Genomic DNA, 17,976 nt, shown 5'->3' with positions numbered 1-17,976 from the left:
ACATAATGTCTAAAAAAATTCTATTTAATGCATTTGATATGAACACCCCCGTGCATCAGTCCCAGGGATTGTGGCGTCACCCGGGTGATCGGTCGTCTGAATACAAAACTATCGCTTACTGGCAGGAACTTGCGAAGACGCTCGAAAAAGGATTTTTTGATGGGCTTTTCCTGGCAGACGTTACTGGTGTCTATGATGTATATGGCGGCAACTCCGACGCGGCATTGCGCAACGCTGTTCAAATACCGAGCCACGATCCGTTCGTGATTGTCCCAGCCATGGCTGCCGTCACCAACCACCTGGGCTTTGGCGTCACAGGTTCGTTGACTTATGAACCGCCGTATACCTTTGCGCGAAAAATGAGCACGCTGGACCATTTAACCAATGGTCGAATCGGCTGGAATATTGTAACGGGTTACCTCAACAGTGCAGCAAAAGCCAGCGGCGCGCAGGCACAAACAGGCCACGATACGCGTTACGAAATCGCGGAAGAGTACATGGAGCTCATGTACAAGCTCTGGGAAGGCTGCTGGGAAGAAGATGCGGTAGAGCGCAATGTCGAAACCGGCATTTATATCAATCCCGGCAAAGTTCACCCGGTCGATCACGATGGTCAGTTCTTTAAACTCAAAGGTATCCACCTCAGCGAACCCTCCCTCCAACGGACGCCCGTTCTTTATCAAGCTGGCGCATCGCCAAAAGGGCAGGCATTTGCGGGTCGCCATGCGGAATGCGTATTCGCCAGCAGCCCAACGAAAACCGTGCTCGCGGCGACTGTAAAAAAACTCAGGGCTGCAACGGTCGCGGAAGGACGTGCTCGCGACAGTGTTGCTGTGTTTGGCATGATGACATTGATTGTTGGCCGAACTGACGCGGAAGCAGAGGAAAAACTAGCCGAATACAAGCACTACGCCAGCTATGAAGGCGCATTGACGTTAATGTCGGGCTGGACAGGTATTGACTTCTCTTCCTGTGATCCGGGCGATGCAGTCAAGCATATCCGCAACGACAGCATGCACACCGCAATTGATCGCTTCACCATTTCCGATCCGAACAGGGTTTGGACCGTAGGTGAGGTTGCCGAGCACATTGCTGTAGGCGGTTCTGGTCCATTGATCGTAGGCTCTCCTCAACGAGTCGCCGATGAACTGCAACAGTGGGTAGAAGAAACCGATATCGATGGTTTTAACTTGGCGTATGCCGTAGCGCCGGACACAATCAAGGACATCGTCGAGTTGCTAATTCCTGTTCTACAAGAGCGAGGAATCTACAAGACTGAATACACACCAGGGACGTTGAGGGAAAAACTCTTCAGCCAAAGCCGCTTGCTGCAATCTCCACATCCAGGGGCCACCTATCGAATCTAATCAAGCCCATGACAGGTATGGTCCCTTCGCTTCCAGAGCAAGTCGGGCCTTGAGTAGCCTGGCGAGTGCCGAACGCCGCAGCGAGCCGCCATAAATGCCATCTCTGCTATTTATCAGGAATCGAAACATGTTGAACACTGATCTGCAATCTTACGAAATCGTCATACTTGGTGCCGGTTTCGGAGGCCTGGGTATGGGCGCGCAACTGAAAATGCGCGGGATCGAGAACTTCATCATCCTGGAGCGCGGCGACCGAATTGGTGGTGTATGGCGCGAAAACAACTACCCCGGCGCTGCTTGCGACACTGAATCACACCTGTACTGCTACAGCTTTTATCCACACTTGCGTGTGAGCAAAATGTATGCCGATCGAGATGAACTGCTTCGCTACCTCGACGCCATGGCATCACGTTATGAGCTAATGGATCACATCAGCCTGGACACTGAACTTGTCCGAGCGCAGTGGAACGAAGAAGCGAACGAATGGGACTTTGAACTGGGCGATGGCCGCAGCTTGAAGGGACGGTTCTTTGTCCCGGCCTGGGGACAGCTCAACAGACCGGTTGTACCAGGCTTCAAAGGACTGGACAGTTTCGCCGGCCAATACTTTCACTCTGCACAATGGCCGGCCGATATCGATCTGGTCGGCAAGAAAGTTGCGAGCATCGGCGCTGCAGCTAGCGCGGTACAATACGTGCCTGAAGTCGCCAAAGTTGCCAGCCAGTTGACAGTGTTTCAGCGAAGCGCCAACTGGATCATGCCACGCAATCAGATCGTCTTTACGCAACAAGAACTGGATGCCTTTGAGCGCACACCCGATCTGTTCATGCAAAGCCGCAATAAACTGCACGCGTTTCGGGAAGATGGCTATGCTCGCACCCGCCATGGCACCGACGCCCAAAAAGAAGGCATCAAGATGGCTATGGCGCATTTGGCAGCGCAGGTGCCAGACGAAGCACTTCGGGCCAAACTGGTGCCGGATTACGAGTTCGCGTGCAAACGTATTCTACGCTCGGACGACTATTACCCAGCGTTAACACGCGAAAACGTCGCGCTCGAAACGGCCGCGGTGGCAGAATTCACCCCAGAAGGCATCGTCGCCGAGGAAGGTAAACGGCACGCCTTCGACGTGGTGATTTTCGGTACCGGCTTTGCCAGTCAGGCCTTTCAAGGTGACCTTCAGGTGGTCGGCCGGGAAAAACAACCCCTGCACAGCCGCTGGGCCGAAGGCGCCGAAGCCTATCTGGGAATGAGCGTCCCCGGTTTCCCCAACATGCTCATGATCTACGGCCCCAATACCAACTTGAACCACAACTCGATCATCTCACTGCTTGAAATCCAGCAGAGATACATCATTCAGGTCATCGAAGGCTTGGCACACAGTCGGCAGGCCATCGACGTCAAGCAAGATAAATTCGATTCCTTCAATGACCGTTTGCAAACGAACATGCTGTCATCCGCCTTCTCATCCGAATGCTCCAGCTGGTACAAAAATGCTGCAGGGAAAATCATCAATAACTGGTCAGGCACTCTCGACGAATACGAAGTGCTCACAGCAAAATGGCAGAGTGATGACTACAACTATCTGTCCTGAGCAAAGACGTTCGTTACGTCGCAAACGTAGCGCGGCAAGGTCGATGGGCCGAATAACAAAACGGTGAGTGTTGTTGACTTTGCATGAGTCAGGTCAAAAAAGGGGCGTTCACTCGATGGCGGGAGGTCGTTGCCGCGTTCAGGGAGGGAGCAAGCCGCACTGATTGCCCCAGCTGCAGCGGCTGCCAATCTATTTGGTATGAAAACTGCTTTAGCTCTACACAGCTACCGGAAATATGTTGAGCTCATGGTTTCCGGATTGGGGTATGAAAATCGGTAAACTTCGTACCCGTTTTGTGGCCGGCAATCCGTTCGAGGGCACCCATGCATCATTCACGACAAGTCGCTACCTCTCCCCCTGCGCACTTCAACAGCCGTCCCGCCGGCGTTAAACCGGGGTTGTCAGATCAAGCGAACGAGACAAGCCTGTTTCTTCGCTCTGTACATCCCGGCCAGATACCCGCAACGGCTCACGTCATCGCTATGGTCATTGATCTTGCCCGACAGCGTGGACTGAGTGCAGAAGCGGTGCTGCATGACTGTCATTTACAGGTCGAGCACCTGCACTCCCCCTCAACCAGACTGACTCGAGAACAAGAGCTGAAAGTCTTCGAGAATCTCCTGGTACTGAGTGGCGATGCGACGTTAGGGCTTGAGATCGGAAAGCGTCTGCACGTTTCCTGCTTCGGCCTGCCGGGCTACACGATGTTGGTCAGCGCAACGATCAAGGATGCCATCCAGTGCCTGAGCGCCTTCCCATTGTTAATGGGCCTGTACTACAGCATTACCATCCGAGATGAGGGTGACCGGACTGCGATTGTTTTTGACGATTTCAACTACGCGAAGCTGCTCGAACCCATGTGCGCGGACATGATGCTGGCTTTGATCATGTCGATAATCGAGGATCTTACCGGGCGTCCAATACAGCCGCTCAGGGTCACTCTGCAATACGCTCGCCCCTCACACCATGAATCCTGCACCGAATTGTTTGGTCGTGAGGTTCAATACGGAGCCCCGGAGAACGCGATCTATTTCCCCAGTGATTTGCTGCTCGCTCCTGCTGCACTGGCCAATGCTGTCAGCGGCGAAGAGCATTACCAGCAATGCCTCGATATGGAGCGCGATTTGATAACGAAATCCTCCAAGGATCTTGTATCGAAGATAAACGAATTGCTGTCACGAAATTTGAGTGAATTCGATACGCTGGGGCGTGTGGCCGAGCATTTATGCCTCACTGAAAGGACGCTGCGACGCCGCCTGAAATCGATTGATGTTTCCTTCCAGCAACTACTCAGCGGAGCTCGCCAGAAGCGGGCCGAGGATTTGTTACTAAAAGGAATGAAAATTGCCGAAATTGCGGAACTCCTCGGCTATAGCGACATCGCCAGTTTTCGCCATGCGTTTCGCCGCTGGACAGGTGTCTCGCCTAGCCAATACCGCCACCAGCCTGTCAGCTGATCGCGCCCGCACTCGCTTATCCCTTCCCCCGTTATGACCGTGGCCATAAAAGCCACCAAACGCCAAGTGAGACTTGTGAATCACTTGGCCTCCCCCTGCGCGCCGCGTTCATGAGTCAAAAAGCCTCCCGCTGACGAACGCTGGCAGCGAATCGTATTGTCCGGATTTATCCCCTGTTTTGTCCTGCTTGGCTCTGACTTCACTCGCCACTTCGGCAAGAGAATGAGTTCGCATGTGGCGACCCAGAAACCGCCCGTTCGTTGGACTTCAACCACGTACAGGAATAAAAATAATGAATGAGATAACCGTAAAGGGTGCCGCCCTTGATGATTTATCCAGCGCTGTCGACTTGTGCCAACGCAGTACGAAATCGACGCAACGCATGTCACGAGTCTTAGGGTTGCCCTCACTCGTTCTGTTCGGATTGGCCTATATGGTGCCACTGACCGTCTTCACCACTTATGGACTGGTTACCCAGACAACATCAGGGCACCTACCCGCTGCTTATGTTGTCACTCTGATTACCATGTTGTTCACCGCTTACGGCTACGGCCGCATGGCCGCTTCGCTACCTTATGCTGGATCGGCGTACGCCTATGCAACTTCCGCATTCGGCGGAAAGGTCGGCTTCATGGTCGGTTGGGTATTGCTGCTCGATTACTTGTTCATACCGATGATCTGTTACCTAGTTATCGGCATCTACATGGCCCAGTACTTCCCCACCGTGCCAATGTCGGTGTGGATTTGTGGCAGCATCCTCGGTGTATTGGTACTGAATGTCGTTGGCATTAAGTTATTGTCCAAGGTCAACTTCGGCCTGATCGGAGTCCAGATCGTATTTATCGTCGTATTCATCGCAGCTTCCGTTGTTTCCATCAGCGATGGCCCTCCGGTTTCCTTCTCCGCACCTTTTTTCAGTGCTGATATGAATTTTCAAGGGCTGCTGAGCGGTGCTGCCACGCTGTGCCTGTCGTTCCTGGGTTTCGATGCGGTGTCGACGTTGTCCGAAGAAACACGCAACCCAAAGCGCAACCTCCCACGCGCCATCATGCTGTGCACCTTGCTAAGCGGCTCGCTATTCATACTCGTTGCCTACGTTGGTCACGTGGCTTTTCCAGACTGGCGCACATTCAAGGACGTCGACTCGGCAAGTTTACAGTTAATGCAGCATGTGGGCGGTCAACTGCTTTCGGCTTTTTTCACGGCCATCTATGTCGCCGGGTGCTTCGCCTGCGCGATGGCCGCACAAGCCAGTGTCTCGCGGATTCTCTTTGCTATGGGCCGTGACGGTGTACTCCCTAAGCGCATCTTTGGCGTGACCAGCAAGCGATTCGGAACGCCTGTTTCAGCCTCCCTGGTCGTGAGCCTGCTGTCTCTGATTGCACTGGAGATCAGTCTTGACCTGGCCTCGACAATGATCAGTTTTGGCGCGTTGACCGCCTTCTCCTTTGTCAATCTCTCCGTGATCAAACACTTCCTCGGGGACAAAGGGTTGCGAGGACCTCAGGCCCTTCTGCGCTACGGCTTGATTCCGCTAATCGGCCTAAGCCTGACCCTTTGGCTCTGGACCAGTCTCTCTGTGACCACTTTCGAAGTCGGCCTGGCTTGGCTGGCTGGCGGTCTGCTCTACCTGCTCTGGCTGACAAAGGGGTTCCGCCGTCCCACGCCGCAATTGCATCAGCACGAAGCCTAGAACTTTCCATAACAGCACCCACACCAAGGTTGCTTCAACAATCTGAATAAGAGAATTTCACATGACTATTCTTGAGAACATTACTGCCCCATCTAATAAAAATGAAGAACTTCAGGCTCTGGCGAAGAAACACCTGCTCCTGCACTTCACCCACGCTGATTATTACGATAGCGCCCCACTGACGATTATGAGCCGTGGCGAAGGCTGCTGGGTCGAAGATGAGTCTGGAAACCGCTATCTCGATGGTTTGGCCGGCCTGTACTGTGTGAATATTGGTTACAGCCATGGGGTAGAAATTGGCGAGGCGGTAAAACGCCAAATGAGCCAACTGCCGTATTTCTCTAACTGGGGTTATGCCAACGAGCCCTCCATCCGCCTGGCGGCAAAACTGGCCTCACTGGCACCGCCGCAGATGATCCGGGTTTTCTTCACCTCCAGCGGTTCGGAATCCAATGAAACGGCAATGAAATTGGTCCGCCAGTATCACTTGGCTCGGGGCGATCATGCCAAAACCAAACTCATCGCCCGACGTGTTTCTTACCATGGCACCAGTTATGGCGCGCTTTCACTCAATGGTATGACCAACATTCGCAAGACCTTCGAGCCCTTGATGTCCAGCGTTCGACATGTATCCAACACCAAACGCTACATGCGCCCGGAAGGTGAAAGCGAAGCGCTATTCACGGCTTTCCTGCTCAATGAAATTGAATCACTGATCATTCAGGAAGGCCCGGATACTGTTGCGGGGATTTTCATCGAACCGATGCAAAATGCTGGCGGTAGCCGGACGCCGCCCGCCGGCTACGTCGAAGGGGTACGCCAGTTATGCGATAAATACGGCGTGCTATTAGTCGCCGATGAAGTCATCTGCGGCTTTGGCCGCCTCGGTGAGTGGTTTGGTTCGACACGCTACGGCCTCAAACCGGACATCATCACCTTCGCCAAAGGTATCGCTTCAGGCTATTTCCCGTTGGGGGGGATGATTACCAGCGATGCGGTGATGGAGCCAATCCTCAACGGCCCGCACCAAATGTTTCTGCATGGTTTGACCTATGGTGGTCATCCAGCTGCGTGTGCCGCGGCGCTGACCAATATCGAGATCATGGAACGTGAGGGCGTGCTGGAAAACGTGCGCAACAATCAGGATTACTTCCGGGCCAAGCTCGAAGCACTGAAAGTCCATGCCATCGTTGGAGACGTACGAGGTGACGGTTTCCACTACTCACTCGAGCTGGTCACCGATAAAGCCGACCGCACCTGGACATCGAGCGTACCGTCCACTGAGTTTGTCGCCACCCGCCTGGCGCCAGCCCTGTTCAAGTCGGGCTTGCTGTGTCGCGCTGCAGTTGACCATGAAGGGACGCCGCTTATTCAGCTGTCCCCACCTTTGATCCTCTCACGAGAAGAAATTGACTGGTTGGTTGCGCAACTGGATGCCGTGCTGACCCAACAAATCGAAATCGGCTTCGATTGACCGTCCTGATCGTTTAAAAATGTATCAGTCCTACCCGCCTCAATCAGATGGCAATGCTCGACCGTGCGCCTCATTGGCGCACGTGCCGGCCACCGCTGGGTTCACGCGCCTTATGAAGTCCGGATCGACCTACCTTGGGGTCTTTTGCCTGCTCGTGACCTCCCCCGGTTGGGGGCTCAACTGGCCAGCAATGAAACTGCTGCTCCAGGAATGCCCCCCCCTGTTCGCGCGCGGCAGCGCCGGACTCTGCGCATCACTGTTGATGGCCGCGTTCGCTACATTCTGTGGTCAGTCGCTCAGCGTACCCAGAGATCAATACCGGCGGCTAGTGATAGCGGCCTTGTTCAATGTCACTATCTGGATGGGTTTTTCGACGCTGTCGATGCAATGGCTCAGCGCAGGCCAAGGCGCGCAACTGGTCTATACCATGCCTATCTGGGCCGTTTTGCTGGCTTGGCCAATCACTGGCCGGCGCCCATCCCCGGCCAGCCTGCTAGGTCTGGGACTATGCATAGCGGGGATTCTGATCCTGTTCGGTGCAGATAATGCTTTGCTGGGAATGAACAAGACACTGGGCGTCTTATTTGCCTTGTCAGCAGCTATCCTGTTCGCCTTGGCGACCGTGGCGTTCAGGCCTCCGACCCTGCTTCCATTGGCCAATGCGGTTTGGCAACTCGGCATTGGCAGCTTGCCGATGCTTGCTTATGGCTGGCTGTTCGAAAGCGCTGACCTGGCAAAAATCACGGCGGTTGGTTGGTCAGTTTTTATCTACATGACACTGGTGCCAATGGGGATCTGCTACATCGCGTGGTTCTACGCGCTGAAAAAGCTGCCCCCCACCACTGCATCCATCAGCACCTTGCTGACCCCTATCGTGGGTGTGCTCGCCGGGGCCGCGATGCTTGGCGAACACATCGGCATAAACGAGCTCTCCGCCTTGGCACTGACCCTGACGGGAGTGGCGTGCGCCTTGATAAAGCGCAGATCGCACCCGCCAGCGAACGTTCCAGTACACAAGCCATAATCTTCGAATACCAACAAAAAGGAAATTCGCCATGTCTGACCTAACTCGTGCTAACTGGGAGCAACGTGCCCGGGACCTGAAGATCGAAGGCCGCGCCTACATCAATGGCGAATACACCGATGCGGTGTCGGATGCCACATTCGAGTGCATCAGTCCAGTCGATGGGCGTCTCTTGGCGCATGTCGCCAGTTGCGATGCTGCCGACGCCCAACTCGCCGTAAAAAACGCCCGCGCCACATTTGATTCCGGCGCCTGGTCGCGCCTGGCTCCGGCCAAACGCAAAGCCACCATGATTCGTTTCGCCGGCCTTCTGAAGCAACACGCCGAAGAGCTCGCGCTACTTGAAACCCTGGACATGGGCAAGCCGATCAGCGACGCCCTGTACATCGACGTTCCCGGCGCGGCACAAGCCCTGAGTTGGAGCGGTGAAGCGATCGACAAGATCTACGACGAAGTGGCCGCCACCCCGCACGATCAGTTGGGCCTGGTGACCCGCGAACCGGTTGGCGTGGTCGCCGCCATCGTGCCGTGGAACTTCCCGCTGATGATGGGGTGCTGGAAACTCGGCCCGGCGTTGTCCACGGGTAACTCGGTGATCCTCAAACCGTCGGAAAAATCGCCACTGACCGCCATCCGCATCGCTGCGCTGGCCATCGAAGCCGGCATTCCGAAAGGTGTACTGAACGTGCTACCGGGCTACGGTCACACTGTCGGCAAAGCGCTCGCTTTGCATAATGATGTCGACACCCTGGTGTTCACCGGTTCGACCAAGATCGCCAAACAACTGCTGATCTACTCAGGCGAATCGAACATGAAGCGCGTCTGGCTCGAAGCCGGTGGCAAAAGCCCGAACATCGTGTTCGCCGATGCACCGGACCTGCGAGCCGCCGCCGAAGCAGCGGCCAGTGCCATCGCTTTCAACCAGGGCGAAGTCTGCACCGCCGGTTCGCGTCTGCTGGTGGAACGTTCGATCAAGGACACCTTCCTGCCGCTGGTGATCGAAGCGCTGAAAACCTGGAAGCCTGGTAATCCGCTTGATCCGGCGACCAATGTTGGTGCATTGGTGGATACGCAGCAGATGAACAACGTGCTGTCCTATATCGAATCCGGCCATACCGATGGCGCCAAACTGGTGGCCGGTGGCAAACGCATCCTTGAGGAAACGGGTGGCACTTATGTTGAGCCGACGATTTTCGACGGCGTAAACAACGCGATGAAGATCGCCCAGGAAGAGATCTTCGGCCCAGTGCTGTCGGTGATTACATTCGATACCGTGGAGGAAGCAATTAACATCGCCAACGACAGTCCGTACGGCCTGGCTGCTGCGGTGTGGACTGCCGACATCTCCAAGGCACACCTTACCGCCAAGGCCCTGCGTGCCGGTAGCGTGTGGGTCAACCAGTACGATGGGGGCGACATGACCGCGCCGTTTGGTGGCTTCAAGCAATCGGGCAACGGTCGCGACAAGTCGTTGCATGCTTTCGACAAGTACACTGAGCTGAAGGCGACCTGGATCAAGTTGTAAAAAATCAGAGCCCAGCCGTCTCGTGCAATCCGAGGACTAGCGTTGCCCCAAGGCATGGTCGCAACTTGGCCATGCCTGTTTTTGACCGGTTCCCGGCACCAGCATTAATGAATACGCAAAATCTCACCCGCATTTGCCAATGGTCACATAGACGTCGACCGATTCTTTCGTGATGACCAACACTGACAATTACATGCGCAGAACCTGCTAATGGGTGGCTGCGACATCGCTCAAATCAGTAGATCCGGCGCTGCGCATCGCTCCTCGAGCAAACGCATAAACATGGTCAGACTCGGCGGCGGCAAAAACTGAGTGCAACACCTGACCTTTCCGGTACGGTGCTGCCCCTAGGTCTTATTCCTAACTCAGCGTTGAAGAACGCGCCACCATTCAAATCGGTCATGCCAAAGGCTTGAGCCTGAACAGGATTGCCTGCTTGATCGCCTTCGACCATCAGTCGGGAGCTGCGCCGTAATCGACCTGCCTGCGGCGGCTACTCGGCCCGCATGGCCCAGAAGCAGATGCCAGGCCCGCCGACAGGCTTGTCGACCGTTGCGAACGTTGTTGCCGGGTAGCGAGCGATTCGAGTTGGTGACCCACATGCTGCGTGAGCGTTTGTCTCCCGAGCAGATTGCCGGCAAGCTGCGCAGTATGAACATGCCCAACCTTGGAGATGCCTACGTCTGTCGCGAGACGATCTACAACGCCATCTATGCCCTGCCGGTCGGATCTGTCTGCGCCAAAGCAAGACGACACGCAGGCCGCGATCTGGAGGGGTGGATTGGCGCGGCCAGCTCCCCTCAGCATCCATGTGCGCCCGCCGGAGATCGAAGACAGACTAATGCCTGGGCATTGGGAAGGAGATCTGATCAAGGGCAAGGCCAACGCGCGCGGCATGCTGAAATCACCCAACAGACCGGCGTGGCCATTTACTTCTGCGACCCGCACAGCTCTGGCAGCGCGGCAGCAACGAAAACATCAACCGTCTGATTCGTCAGTACCTGCCCAAGGGGATGGACTTGTCGGGACACAGCCGGGCACAGTTGGATACCATTGCGTTGCAACTAAAAATGCGCCCCCGTAAACGCTTCTATTTCAAATGCCCGATTGAAATGATGGGTGAGGTGATGCAAATGGCTGTAGTTGTGAAAGGTATGGAGACTTGTGACGCGTGCTATATCGAACTGGCTAATACTGCGTGGGCCTGTCAAAAATACGTTTGGCGGTTGCAGGAGCTGAGTGCAACACAGTTATTGAATTGAAGTGGGTGCATCGTGCCGCATACTTAGAGTAAAGACCGATCCCAACTATCGAATTTTTCGACAGGAGAGGATCGGTTTTTTTCATTTGATGTCGTGATTTTGCCGAGCGATATTACATTTCAATTACTGCCCTGAATTTTCATCCACTTCGATAACAAAAAAAACATCACTAAACAGATGCATGGGGGAAATCATGACGAAAAACAAAATTAAGGCAGCAGTGGCTCAGTTGGAGCCAGTATGGATGGACAAGGACGCCAGCATTGACAAAGCAATCGAGTGGATTCAGAAAGCTGCAAAACAAGGCGTCCAAATCATTGCGTTTCCCGAGGTGTTCATCCCGGGCTATCCCGGATGGATCTGGCAAGGTCCGTTTACTTTCGGACTAAAATTTAGCCAGCTCTATCAGAGGAATTCGATTACACGAAACGGATTGGAAATACGACGCATAGCGGCTGCTGCACGCGCAAATAATATCATCGTTGTCATGGGTTTCTCCGAATATGACCGGGGCAGCCTCTACATGTCTCAAGCGACATTTGACGAAACGGGCGCACTTATTTCTGTTCGACGTAAGATCAAGCCTACGCACGTTGAACGTTCAATTTTTGGCGATGGGACCGGAGCAGACTTACAGGTACATCAATTATCTGTGGGAAGGGTTGGCGCCCTGAATTGCTGGGAACACTTTCAACCACTCTCGAAATACGCCTTGTTTAGCATGGGCGAACAAATCCATGTGGCAGCTTGGCCGAACATGTCGAACCACGCAAAACTGGTCGAATCCTTCGCTCCCGATGTCACGCATGCAGCCAACCGAACTTACGCAGTTGAGGGTCAGGTATTTGTCCTTGAAGCGCACAACATCATCAGTCAGGAAGGCGTCGATTATTTCACCTACGACGATATGAGTCGCGAGACCTTCGAAGTTGGCGGCGGATGCAGTCGAATCTGGGGACCGAACGGTGAAAGTCTCGGCAATAAGCTCGCTCTGGATGAGGAAGGTTTGTTAATTGCTGATCTCGATTTTGACCTGATCGATGGAGCAAAGTGCGGGGCCGATCCCGTTGGCCACTACTCACGCCCTGACATATTTCAATTGCACATCAACCGGACTCCGGCACGGCACGTAGTGGAGTACTGGCACGGAAGCACACCGGAGAGCGGCCCAGGGACTACACACCAACTCAACGGTATTCCGACACGGCCAGTCATCAATTTACTATCCCAGGTTGAAGAGTCAACGCCAGACGAGCAGATCGATACAAAAGACCTTTTTAAAAAATAGGTCAATGCTCAAAAACTTGGCCACTTAGATCCGATACATATTCCTGCCCCCCCTAAATCGACCAATCGATGCTTATCGATAGGAGAGTCAAATGTCGGCTGTAACTATAGCTAACGGCCAGGTGGGGGCGGTTAAAGACCGACTCACCGCGTATCATATATGGGTCATGATCCTTGGCGTTTTAGGATACGCATCCGTTGCAGCGGACTCGGCCCTACTGCCTACGGCTTTTCCATTACTCAGCAAAGACCTAGGCCTGGACCTCACGACTCTAGGATATATCTATGCCGCTGGCTTTATAACTTGCGGGGTCATTGCGATGATGGTGGTTGGACGCGCGACTGATAAATGGGGCAGGAAGCCCGTTATGGTCGCCGCGCTCTCCATCACAGCAGTATTCACCATGCTATCCAGCTTAGCGTGGGACGTTGCTTCATTCACGGTCGCCCGCACGATCGCTACCGTTGGGTACGTGACGTGGGCAACCGCCGGAGTGTTAATTGCTGAGTCAGTTCCATCTAAGCATCGTGGGTGGATGGTCGGATGTATTCCGGCGGGCTGGGGGCTCGGGTTCGGGTTGTCTGCACTGTTTTCCGGTGAGGTTGCAACAAGCATAGGTTGGCGACCTACTTTCCTTCTTATTGGCGCGCTCCCCTTCGTATTAGCGCTGCTCGTAGCATTCACTATCAAGGAAACTCCCCGATTCTTGGCAATCAAGAGAATGAGTAGCGAGGAGCTCGCCGCCCTCCGACAGGCCAAACCGTCGATCAAGACTCTCTTCTCCCCTGGGCTGCGCCGCCGCACCATTGGGGTCAGTATGTTCTACTTTTTCGCTGTCTGGATAAACCAGCTCACGTCCTACTACTCGATTCCATATTTGAACACGCGCGGCATCGACTTCGTCACGGCAAATAATGCTATTACAATCGGAAGCTGGGTTGGCGTGGTGGCTACAGTCGCCACCGGATTGTTTACTGTTATGCGTGGCTCTCATTGGACGTTAATCACGCTGTCGATCATCAGCGGTCTGGCGTGCGTAGGGCTGCTAATGTCAGAAACCAACACCCTAATTCCTATCTTCATCATTTGTATGGTGTTAGCGCTGGCACTTTGGGGGGCTGCTCCCAATCTGAGCCAGGAAGCATTTCCAACGTGGGTTCGCGGCACGGGCAGTGCATTCGCCTCGGGGTGCGCGTGGGCCGGATTTGGAATTTCGTCCTTACTAATCCAGCCAATGGTAAGCACCTTTTCGTGGTCCACCATCTGGATCATTGTCGCGATTCCAATCACAGTGATTTTAGTCGTTGCTATATTAATCACTCCCCGACCGAATAGCCGGAACGCTGACTTGGAGGATTTCTGACAGCTTTCCTTAGTTAAAGCAACAACCGCGCGACTCGGATCACGACTGCGCGGTCTGCATCCAAAAGCGCGGTCTAGGTACCCGTCATCTCGACCGCTGACGATGAGGGTCTGTGTGCGGGCATTACAATGACCGCTGTCTCCGATCCGAACAGGGTCTGGACGGTAGGTGAAGTTGCCGAGCACATCGCCGTAGGCGGTTCTGGTCCCTTGATCGTAGGCTCCCCTCAACGGGTCGCTGATGAGCTGCAACAGTGGATAGAGGAAACTGATATTGATGGTTTCAACCTGGCGTATGCGGTGGCACCCGACACGATCAAGGACATCGTCGAGTTGCTTATTCCCGTCCTTCAGGAGCGGGGAATCTACAAGACTGAATACACACCAGGAACGTTGAGGGAAAAACTCTTCAACCAAGACCGCTTGTTGCAGCATCCACACCCAGCAGCCAGCTATCGAATCTGAGCCTTCCCCTCGCTTCGAGAGCACGTCGCGCCTCGAGCAGCCTTGCGAGCAAAGCCGCATAAGCTGCACGCATTTCGGGAGGATGGCTACGCTGGCACCCGCCATGCCACCGACGTCCAAAAGGAAGTCTGCGTTCGGACGACTATTACCCAGCGTTGACACGCGACAACGTCGGCGCTGGAAACAGCCGCGGTTGCAGACCCGGAGGGCATCGTCGACAAGGAAGGCAAATGGACGCCTTTGATGGGGGGAGTTTCGGTGCCGCTGGCAAAATCATCAATAACGGGTCCTGCTCTCTCGATGAATACCATACGCTCGCAGCCAAATGGCAGAGTGCGTCTTGGCGATGTGGTATTGGCTGTACGTGATCTGGCCGACCTATCGTCGAGCGCCGTGCCCTCTGCGACTATTTGATTCATGCGTTTTAGTCCTGTACGTGGTTGAAATCCAACGAACGGGCGACTTCTAGGGTCGCCACTTGCACGCTTATTCTCTAGGGCGACCGGACTCGCGAAGTCAGAGCCAAAAAGGACAAAACAGGGGATAAATTCGGACAACAGGCATTGCTGCCGGAAGTGGGTCGGCAGCACTCTGATTGCTCATTAACGGTGCGGGCAGGAGAACGCAGGCGGCCAGCAAGGCTCATCTGGAAGTCGGCAATCGGTAGCGATCGGGAGGGGGAGAAGATTTCAGCGCGGACGTGATCAGCTCACTGTCTGGTGGCGAAATTCGCTGGGGGATAATCCGGTCCATCGCCGAAAGGCATGACGAAAACTGGCGATGTCGCTATAGCCGAGAAACTCCGCAATTTCGGCAATTTTCATCCCCTCGCAGCAAGTCCTCAGCCCGTTTCTGGCGTGCCTCGTCGAGTAATTGCTGGAAGGAAATGTCGAACGACTTCAGACGACGCCGCAGCGTCCGTTCCGTAAGGAAAAAATGCTCAGCCACACGCCCCAATGTGCTGAACTCACTCAGCTCCCGATTGAGCAAACCGCGAATCTGCGAAATGAGGTCACTGGTGACCTTGGCCGCACCATCGCGTTCCATGTCGAGGCATTGCAGGTAGAGCGCCTCGCCACTGACGGCGTTGGCCAGCGCAGCAGGCTGATTCAACAGAACAGTGGGGAAATAAATCGCGTTTTCCGGCGCCCCGTAATGGACTTCGCAACCAAACAGATCGGTGCAGTAGTCATGATATGAAGGGCGAGTGTGTTGAAGCGTAACGTCGAGAGGCTGTATCGGACGCCCGGCGAGGTCCGCGATGATCGCCATGATCGCCATGATCGCGGCGAGCATCATGTCTGTGCACATGGGTTCGAGCTGTTTTGCGTAGAAGTAGTCATCAACGACGATCGCTGTCCAGTCACCCTCCTCTCGCATGGTGACGTTAAAGTACAGGCCCATCAGCAACGGGAAGTTGCTCAAGCACTGGATGGCATCCTTGACCGTTGCGCTGACCAACATCGTGTAGCCAGGCAGGCCGAAGCAGGAAACGTGCAGACGCCTTCCGATCTCAAACCCTACCGTCGCATCGCCACTCAGTACCAGGAGATTCTCGAACACTTTCAGCTCTTGCTCTCTGGTCAGGCTGGTAGAGGGCGAATGCAGGCGATCCACCTGTAAATGGCAGTCTCGCAGGACGGCATCTACGCTGAGGCCACGCTGCCGGGTGAAATCGACGACCAACGCTATGGCGTGAGCCGTTACGGGTATCTGACCGGGATGTACGGACCGAAGAAACAAGCGCGTTTCGTTCGCCTGATCGAACAACGCATGTTGAGCGACGACACACTGACCCTTGAAGCTTGTAACAGGGGAAGCGCTGGGTAGTCGTAAATGATGCATATGTGCCCCACGAGCGAATTGCCAATTTTGGCAAAACCGGTAGCAAGCTTGCCAATTGCCCATATCCGCAAACCGGAATCGGTAAGCGAAGTAAACGAATCAGGCAATTTCTGCGCCATGCGCTGAACCTATGCACCAAAGCCCCGCTACCAAACGTGAGGCAGGTGCACCAAGGGTGCACCGTCTCAAATTACCGCGGACCTGCAATAGTTCCCTGCACCAATAGAGCGCGTTGTCCTCCGTGTTTGCGCCGAAATGGATGTTCAGGTCGCCCTGGTCGCCCACAGTTGCAGGTGCACCACGCTGTCGCGATAGGGTTTCAGACTCAAGCTCAGCAACAGAACTGAGGACAACACCGCGATGCTGGTGACAATCATCAGTGAGTAGCGAAGTGACATATCATCGCCAAAGACGTAGTCGGTCATTACCGCTACCGCCGTTGGCCCGATGCCCAAGCCAATCAGCGTTATCACAAACGGGTAAATCGCGGATGCCTGCCCGCGCATCGAGTTAGGCATGATCTCCTGAATGGCCGCCGGCGCCACACCAAACGGCATGCTCAGAAAGAACACGGCGGGTGCGACCAGAATCGCCGCCCATTGCGCGCTCTCCATCAAAGGGAAGGCCAGTACAAAAGGTAAAGCACCCAGGGTAGCATATAGACAGACACGCATATTGGCGTCGCTGCTGCCCCGCCTCGCCATCCAGTCGGCCAACCTTCCGCCGAACACGATGCCCAGGCAACCAAACACTGCCATTATGCCGCCGTATACGATCCCGACCTGACCGGCGTCCCAGCCATAGGTGCGAATGAAGAATGTCGGAACCCACGCCGCACTGCCGTAACCGGCGAACGCCAAGCCGGCAAAGCCGAAATTATGGCAAATCACGGTGCGTCTGTTAGCGCGGATATACCGTGCAACCTCCTTTAACGGCACCGCAATACCAGCGCCGACGTCGTGTCTGGCAGGTTCCCTGATCGCCAAGAGAAGCAGACTGAAAAGTAACCCTGCTGCGCCAAGCGCGAGAAAAATCAGCTGCCAGGGACGCACTTCACCCAGCACCGGCAGCAATACGTCACCTTGTGCAGAGGCCAACTTGATGACCAAACCACCAAACAGAAACGCGAAGCCCGAGCCGAGGTATACCCCCATCGAATAGACACTGATTGCCGTGGCACGGCGCTCGGCGGGAAAGCTGTCCGCTATCAGTGAATAGGCCGCGGGTGACAGGGCTGCCTCTCCGACGCCAACGCCGATCCGGCAGATCAGGAATTGCCAGTAAAGCCTGGCCAAACCACAGGCTGCGGTGGCCGCGCTCCAGAACAATATGCCAAAGGCGATCAAGCCGCGCCTGCTCCTGGTGTCGGCCAGGCGCCCGAGAGGAATGCCGCATACGGTGTAGAAAAGCGCAAACGACAGTCCCATCAACAGACTCATCTGAGTATCGCTGATCATCAGGTCGCGACGTATTGGGCCCACCAGCAGATTGAGGATTTGCCGGTCAACAGAGTTTCCTTGCCTGCTTGATCTGGCCGTGATGACTACTGTTTCCGTACACCACGAACGTTCGTGTAAGCGGCTCTCGACCAGATGCAAGCCGGTTGATCACTCAACCAAC

Annotated in this window: 12 protein-coding genes and 3 pseudogenes; 12 read left to right on the top strand and 3 right to left on the bottom strand. The window is 54.9% G+C overall.

All coding sequences use genetic code 11. The features are described 5' to 3' along the window. The first annotated feature begins 5 nt into the window (after positions 1-5). The 11 genes and pseudogenes from HGO40_RS13060 to HGO40_RS13010 all read left to right on the top strand — a co-directional run. Positions 6-1,367, top strand: a complete 1,362-nt coding sequence (locus HGO40_RS13060; RefSeq protein WP_250963330.1) for an LLM class flavin-dependent oxidoreductase — start codon at positions 6-8, stop codon at positions 1,365-1,367. A 127-nt stretch (positions 1,368-1,494) separates the two neighbouring features. Continuing rightward, the gene (locus HGO40_RS13055; RefSeq protein WP_250963329.1) at positions 1,495-2,961 is read left to right on the top strand and encodes a flavin-containing monooxygenase; all 1,467 of its coding nucleotides are present in this window, start codon (positions 1,495-1,497) and stop codon (positions 2,959-2,961) included. 323 nt (positions 2,962-3,284) lie between these two features. Continuing rightward, on the top strand, positions 3,285-4,418 hold the full coding sequence (locus tag HGO40_RS13050; RefSeq protein ID WP_250963328.1) for an AraC family transcriptional regulator: 1,134 nt from the start codon (positions 3,285-3,287) through the stop codon (positions 4,416-4,418). A gap of 292 nt (positions 4,419-4,710) precedes the next feature. Then, positions 4,711-6,111 (top strand): APC family permease, encoded by a 1,401-nt coding sequence (locus HGO40_RS13045; protein ID WP_122306046.1) that lies wholly within the window; start codon positions 4,711-4,713, stop codon positions 6,109-6,111. Positions 6,112-6,172: 61 nt separating this feature from the next. Beyond that, positions 6,173-7,585: an aspartate aminotransferase family protein gene (locus HGO40_RS13040; protein ID WP_250963327.1), complete on the top strand. Its 1,413-nt coding sequence runs from the start codon at positions 6,173-6,175 to the stop codon at positions 7,583-7,585. Positions 7,586-7,604: 19 nt separating this feature from the next. Beyond that, entirely contained in the window at positions 7,605-8,609 is a 1,005-nt protein-coding gene (locus tag HGO40_RS13035; protein ID WP_353050726.1) for a DMT family transporter, read from the top strand. 31 nt (positions 8,610-8,640) lie between these two features. After that, a complete protein-coding gene (locus HGO40_RS13030; protein ID WP_250963325.1) occupies positions 8,641-10,134 on the top strand; it encodes an aldehyde dehydrogenase in 1,494 nt (497 codons plus the stop codon). A gap of 388 nt (positions 10,135-10,522) precedes the next feature. Further along, a pseudogene (locus tag HGO40_RS13025) lies at positions 10,523-11,273 on the top strand (IS30 family transposase); the annotation flags it as partial. 316 nt (positions 11,274-11,589) lie between these two features. Further along, a complete protein-coding gene (locus HGO40_RS13020) occupies positions 11,590-12,684 on the top strand; it encodes a carbon-nitrogen hydrolase family protein (protein ID WP_183140456.1) in 1,095 nt (364 codons plus the stop codon). Positions 12,685-12,775: 91 nt separating this feature from the next. Then, a complete protein-coding gene (locus HGO40_RS13015; RefSeq protein ID WP_122306051.1) occupies positions 12,776-14,047 on the top strand; it encodes an MFS transporter in 1,272 nt (423 codons plus the stop codon). A 140-nt stretch (positions 14,048-14,187) separates the two neighbouring features. Next, a pseudogene (locus tag HGO40_RS13010) lies at positions 14,188-14,511 on the top strand (5,10-methylene tetrahydromethanopterin reductase); the annotation flags it as partial. A gap of 704 nt (positions 14,512-15,215) precedes the next feature. Here HGO40_RS13010 and HGO40_RS30645 read toward each other — a convergent pair. Next, the gene (locus HGO40_RS30645; protein ID WP_353050725.1) at positions 15,216-15,335 is read right to left on the bottom strand and encodes a helix-turn-helix domain-containing protein; all 120 of its coding nucleotides are present in this window, start codon (positions 15,333-15,335) and stop codon (positions 15,216-15,218) included. After that, on the bottom strand, positions 15,298-16,128 hold the full coding sequence (locus HGO40_RS13005; protein WP_250963324.1) for an AraC family transcriptional regulator: 831 nt from the start codon (positions 16,126-16,128) through the stop codon (positions 15,298-15,300). Before HGO40_RS13005 ends, HGO40_RS30645 begins: the two co-directional genes overlap by 38 nt. A gap of 6 nt (positions 16,129-16,134) precedes the next feature. Between HGO40_RS13005 and HGO40_RS13000 the strand changes: the two genes are divergently transcribed. Beyond that, a complete protein-coding gene (locus tag HGO40_RS13000; protein ID WP_250963323.1) occupies positions 16,135-16,341 on the top strand; it encodes a hypothetical protein in 207 nt (68 codons plus the stop codon). A gap of 278 nt (positions 16,342-16,619) precedes the next feature. Here the strand turns inward: HGO40_RS13000 and HGO40_RS12995 are convergent. Further along, positions 16,620-17,864, bottom strand: a pseudogene (locus tag HGO40_RS12995) (spinster family MFS transporter); the annotation flags it as partial. Between the last annotated feature and the right edge of the window lie 112 nt (positions 17,865-17,976).

The organism is Pseudomonas sp. CG7, from assembly GCF_023701885.1.
Classification (GTDB): domain Bacteria; phylum Pseudomonadota; class Gammaproteobacteria; order Pseudomonadales; family Pseudomonadaceae; genus Aquipseudomonas; species Aquipseudomonas zanjanensis.
Note: the sequence above shows the minus strand (reverse complement) of the source record. Positions and strands in the feature narration are given on the sequence as shown.

Bases quoted from the DNA above. Each gene is read 5' to 3' on its own strand.
- HGO40_RS13060 (WP_250963330.1), top strand. From the start codon at position 6: ATGTCTAAAAAAATTCTATTTAATGCATTTGATATGAACACCCCCGTG.
- HGO40_RS13055 (WP_250963329.1), top strand. From the start codon at position 1,495: ATGTTGAACACTGATCTGCAATCTTACGAAATCGTCATACTTGGTGCC.
- HGO40_RS13050 (WP_250963328.1), top strand. From the start codon at position 3,285: ATGCATCATTCACGACAAGTCGCTACCTCTCCCCCTGCGCACTTCAAC.
- HGO40_RS13045 (WP_122306046.1), top strand. From the start codon at position 4,711: ATGAATGAGATAACCGTAAAGGGTGCCGCCCTTGATGATTTATCCAGC.
- HGO40_RS13040 (WP_250963327.1), top strand. From the start codon at position 6,173: ATGACTATTCTTGAGAACATTACTGCCCCATCTAATAAAAATGAAGAA.
- HGO40_RS13035 (WP_353050726.1), top strand. From the start codon at position 7,605: ATGTATCAGTCCTACCCGCCTCAATCAGATGGCAATGCTCGACCGTGC.
- HGO40_RS13030 (WP_250963325.1), top strand. From the start codon at position 8,641: ATGTCTGACCTAACTCGTGCTAACTGGGAGCAACGTGCCCGGGACCTG.
- HGO40_RS13020 (WP_183140456.1), top strand. From the start codon at position 11,590: ATGACGAAAAACAAAATTAAGGCAGCAGTGGCTCAGTTGGAGCCAGTA.
- HGO40_RS13015 (WP_122306051.1), top strand. From the start codon at position 12,776: ATGTCGGCTGTAACTATAGCTAACGGCCAGGTGGGGGCGGTTAAAGAC.
- HGO40_RS30645 (WP_353050725.1), bottom strand. From the start codon at position 15,335: ATGAAAATTGCCGAAATTGCGGAGTTTCTCGGCTATAGCGACATCGCC.
- HGO40_RS13000 (WP_250963323.1), top strand. From the start codon at position 16,135: ATGGCAGTCTCGCAGGACGGCATCTACGCTGAGGCCACGCTGCCGGGT.